The organism is Flavobacterium sp., from assembly GCF_044339515.1.
Lineage (GTDB): Bacteria > Bacteroidota > Bacteroidia > Flavobacteriales > Flavobacteriaceae > Flavobacterium.
In genome coordinates, this window is the sequence record NZ_JBIIVK010000088.1 from 1 (window position 1) to 4409 (window position 4409).

The following is a 4409-nucleotide window of genomic DNA, read 5'->3' on the forward strand; positions in this document are numbered from 1 at the left end:
TTTCGGTGGTCAATTTCAACCGGAAAGTGGTGGTCAATTTGACCCGAAATTAGGTGGTCATTTTGAATCGGAATCGATGGTCAATTTGCTCCGGAATTAGGTGGTCAATTTGACCGTTTTTTCCAATGAGGTGTTCGATGTGTATGTAAACTGCTTCTCGAAGTCTTGGGTTGTCTTTGTGGACAATGTAGTTTTTGAGTAGCACTTTTATTCCTAAATCGTTTGGTTTGTTTGGGTTTTCTAATGGGATGAAATACATTTCGCTTATTCGCAAAGTAATGCCGTAATATTCCAATGGTTTGTCGGTTCCGTTTTCGTATTTTTCTATATTCATTTCGGGTTGAAGGAATGCTGTTATTTTCCAACGTTCTACGAGTGGGGCATGACGGACTAGTAATTCAACTTCTTTGAAAAGGTAAGGGTTACCATTTGCGGTGATGATTAATTCTGCACCGTTTTTTTTGTTTTTGATGATGAGGTCCAGGTCTTTGTTGTATTGATGGAGAACTTCGATTAGTTTATCGAAATGGGTTTTTAGTTCTTCTTGAGGGATTTCGTTTAGGAGCAGGAAAACGAAGTTGTTTTGTTGGAAGTGGTGCCAGAAGGAGGTTATAGTTTTCATTTGTTTCAAGTTTCAGGTTTCAAGTTTCAAGTTTCAGGTTTCAAGTTTTAGGTTTGCTTCGCCAGTTCGCTATCGCTTGTGTCAGGTTTTTGGAACGCGGATGAAACGGATTCGCCGGGGCGAAACGCAGATTTATACGGATTTTTTTTACTGCAAAGGTGCTAAGGTTCTTAGTTACTAAGGTTCTGAGGTTTTTGGAACGCGGATTTTTTTAACCGCAAAGGGCACAAAGGAGGCACAAACCCTAAAGCTTTCGGGATGCAAAGCTTTGTCATCTTTTGTCTGGTGTTGATTTGTCATAGGCAATAAGGTTTACCATCTCTCTCAAACGTGAGCGAACTCGATTGCCGTAGTGGGTTTCTATTTCTGTGGCGGAGAGGTTTGTGGTGATGTGGGTTTTTAGTTTTTTGGAGATGAATAGATCATATCGGCTTAATAGAATTTCAGCCATTACGTTACATTCGTTTCCGAAGTATTTTAAATTGTTTTCTGTGCCTAAATCGTCAAAGCAATAGGTTCTTGGTTCTGATTGATAAAGTTTTCCTATGCTGTATTTGTGTAAGATTTGGTAGCCGTCTTGGATGAATTCAAAGCTAATGTCTCGGCAGGGTTTTACGGAGAATTTGTGTTCGGTGGGGGTGAGGTATTTCATAAGGTTCATCAGTGATGTTTTGCCGCAGCCTATTGGTCCAGATAATAATATTCCTTTGTCGAGATTTATTCCGAATTGGAAACATGTTGGTTCATCTTTCAAGAAATAGGCAATGAGTTTGTACACGATTGGGTAATCGGTTTCAAGGATTTTGAAATTATTGCCGTATATTTCGATGCCTTTTTGTTCGAGCCAATTGATTACTTCTGGGTAGCTGTAGTGGGATTTTATATTTTCATTCATTGGGTTGCTTTTTGTTCGCTAAAGCGAAGGTTTTGGAACACGGATTGCACAGATTAAACGGATTTTCACGGATTTGATAGCTTCGCTATAATGGATTTTCACGGATTTCATTTGTGCTATTTATAGAGTTTTATATTTAACCGCAAAGTCCGCAAAGGATTATGCAATCCCGAAAGCTTTCGGGATTGCATAATCCTTTGCGGACTCAGGGTGACAGTTCAGGTTAAAGAGGTTCGGCATAGTTTTTTTGAGTTGATTTTTGCCTGATTTTGTTTGCCCCATCCCTAAAGGGAGGCAAAATCAGGTATATCGTTTTTAAAGAGGTTCGGCATAGTTTTTATTTGTTGGGGTATTAAGGTGATTTGGTCGGTTTATCGTTGTTGTGTCGGTGTTGTGATTGAAATTGACGCTGTTTATTATCCAGTTTTGGGCTGCTGCTTGCCAATCGACCATGTGTGTTTTGCCACCGACTAGCCAACCTACACTAGAGAAATAATTGAAGAACTTTTGAGCTTCCAGTTCTGGGAAGTTGTTGGCTTGGAAATAGGTTTTGACTTCTTCGATTGTTGGTGTTGCCTTTTTCAAAGGAGATACCTCGGCTTCGCTCGGTATGACAAGATCGTGAGTTTGCTTTTCTTCTTTTTTCGCGGAACTTTTTTCTTCTTTTGATTTTTCATTTTTATATTCAGAATCATTTTCATCTTCAATTTTTTTTGCTTGCTCGTTCAAGTTTTCAACGTTTTGGATGTTTGAAGTGTTTGTTTTGTTTATATTGTTTATAGAAGGTACTACTGCTTGTTCAGTACCTGTTTCACTACTAGTACAAGACTTGTTCAATGCTTGTTCAGAAACAAGTTCAATTAGTGGTTCATTTTTTGATTTTCTCTCACTTTTTGGAACGGGTTTTAGGTCTTCGGAAAAATTGAATAAAATGACGTGACTTCCTTTGAAGGGATTGTATGATGGTTCATAGTTGATATAACCTAAGCTATGCAAATTCTTAAGACATTTGTGATAGGTTGCTTTGGAACTAATTTTGCTTATTCGCATTACCTCATCGCGGTTGATGCTGATGGGGTTTTTGAAGCGGTTGCAGTTCCAAAATTGGAACAGTGCCATGTATAGGCTAACGTGGGTAGGGTTGAGGGTTTTGTCGAGGACTACTTTTTCGAAGAAGCCGGTTAGGTGTTTGATGTAGTTCATGTTTTTTGAGTTACTGAGTTACTGAGGTTCTGAGTTGCTGAGGTTTTTCCTCACCCCGACCCTCTCCAAAGGAGAGGGAGATGAGGCGTTGAGGGTTTGGTGGAACATTTTTTTTAGTTGCTGAGTTACTGAGGTTCTGAGTTGCTGAGGTTTTGACTACTTCGTAGGAGATACCTCGGCAAGCTCGGTATGGCAATTACTTCCCTATTTGAAAAGGGTAGGGATTGCGTTTGTTTTGTTGGTGTTTAGGAGTTTGTCGATGTCGGCGTTGTCGTAGTAGAGGGTGCCGCCGATTTTGGTGTAGGTGAGGGTGCCGTTGATGCGGAGGTTTTGGAGGGTTCCTGGGGAGATGTTTAATAGCTTTATGACTTCTTTTGATTTAAGCCATTTTTTGGTTTGTGTCGGTTTGGAGTGGATTAACTCTTGCAGGTCTTTTAGTAGTAGTGTTCTGAATTCGTTTAGGTCTTCACGGGTGATTACTTCTATTGCCATAACTTATGTTTTAATGGGTTATGGTGCAAAATTGTAGTTTTTGTTTTGTTTTAATTAACAACCCTCACACAAGTTGTGTATGATTTTAATAGAAATATTAAGAATACTCATAATAAATGGGTAGTATAACACAAACATATTAAGATAAAAATCTATTCTGAAATTTTTTTTTTACGAAGTTCATAAAAAGTAACTAATTATGATATATCAGTATCATAAACTCTACCTAAACACAAGTTGTGCATTTGGATGTTAAATTATTCTTCTTGGAGTAAATGATTTTCTAGTCCTTCTGAAAGTTGATTTATAAATTTGGAGCGAACTGTTTTTCGGTTTTTAATATCAATATACCATCGATATATATTATCTTCTAAATCAAGATTAAACATTTTTCCCAAATTAGTAGCTAGTTCCTTTATATCTGTATAACCATTATTGATTTTTTTTGATAAATGCAATGCATAAATTAATTCGACTAAATCTATTTTATTACCAGTCCAGTTCAAAGTTTGATTAGTTGTTCTGTTAGCATTACTACCGTTTCTTTCTAATTCTTCAATTTTATTTTCTAAATAATTTGTCAGAATATCATTTGCTATCATGGTCGCCATACTATAATCATGTGTAGTACATAATCTTAAATCATAATTTATTAAAGAACAATCCCTTTTTAATATATTCTTTTCAACACTTCTTAAAAAATAGACACTGTCTTTATATGAAGCTCTGGCTCTATAATATTCATAGAATTTTTTGTTTTTGATAGTATATTCTTGAATTGCATTTAACTCCTCTTCATAGAACTTTATTTTGTTTTTTCGTGAAGTGGGTAGATTAGTTTCAATATTTAGAATTGCTTTGTAATAAATTAATTTGGAAATAAATATTGGTTTTAAATCTTTGAAGAAATAAATTTCTTCATCTGGAGAATTAAATTTATGTTTTTTGAGCCATTTAAAAAGTTTTTTACTTTCTCTTTCGATTAATGAAATTACTTTTGAAGCAATTAATATATCATCGGAATTAATACTTTTTATATTTTGATATTCTTTTTCAAATTCGCTGAAAAAATTTATTGATTGTCCGCAATTACCCATAATTAAATAAAAAGCCTTATATTTGATAAAAAAAAGCGATGAATTTATTCAGTTTTACGGCAAATTTTGGAAGTGAAGAAGCTTGTAGACTTCATTTTAA

General features: G+C 35.7%; 5 protein-coding genes. All 5 read right to left on the minus strand.

Annotated elements, in window-relative coordinates; translation table 11 throughout:
* Positions 1–49: 49 nt before the first annotated feature.
* The gene (locus ACIQ0M_RS15160; protein ID WP_396153741.1) at positions 50–622 is read right to left on the minus strand and encodes a hypothetical protein; all 573 of its coding nucleotides are present in this window, start codon (positions 620–622) and stop codon (positions 50–52) included.
* 271 nt (positions 623–893) lie between these two features.
* The gene (locus tag ACIQ0M_RS15165) at positions 894–1517 is read right to left on the minus strand and encodes an ATPase (protein ID WP_396153743.1); all 624 of its coding nucleotides are present in this window, start codon (positions 1515–1517) and stop codon (positions 894–896) included.
* Positions 1518–1832: 315 nt separating this feature from the next.
* Complete coding sequence (locus ACIQ0M_RS15170; RefSeq protein WP_396153745.1) at positions 1833–2720, minus strand: transcriptional regulator; 888 nt, start codon at positions 2718–2720, stop codon at positions 1833–1835.
* A 204-nt stretch (positions 2721–2924) separates the two neighbouring features.
* Entirely contained in the window at positions 2925–3212 is a 288-nt protein-coding gene (locus ACIQ0M_RS15175; RefSeq protein ID WP_396153747.1) for a helix-turn-helix domain-containing protein, read from the minus strand.
* A 257-nt stretch (positions 3213–3469) separates the two neighbouring features.
* Positions 3470–4309 carry an RteC domain-containing protein gene (locus ACIQ0M_RS15180; protein WP_396153749.1) on the minus strand — a complete coding sequence of 280 codons (840 nt, stop codon included), beginning with the start codon at positions 4307–4309 and terminating at the stop codon, positions 3470–3472.
* Positions 4310–4409 lie beyond the last annotated feature (100 nt).

Coding starts and splice junctions, on each gene's coding strand:
- ACIQ0M_RS15160 (WP_396153741.1), bottom strand. CDS start 622: ATGAAAACTATAACCTCCTTCTGGCACCACTTCCAACAAAACAACTTC.
- ACIQ0M_RS15165 (WP_396153743.1), bottom strand. CDS start 1,517: ATGAATGAAAATATAAAATCCCACTACAGCTACCCAGAAGTAATCAAT.
- ACIQ0M_RS15170 (WP_396153745.1), bottom strand. CDS start 2,720: ATGAACTACATCAAACACCTAACCGGCTTCTTCGAAAAAGTAGTCCTC.
- ACIQ0M_RS15175 (WP_396153747.1), bottom strand. CDS start 3,212: ATGGCAATAGAAGTAATCACCCGTGAAGACCTAAACGAATTCAGAACA.
- ACIQ0M_RS15180 (WP_396153749.1), bottom strand. CDS start 4,309: ATGGGTAATTGCGGACAATCAATAAATTTTTTCAGCGAATTTGAAAAA.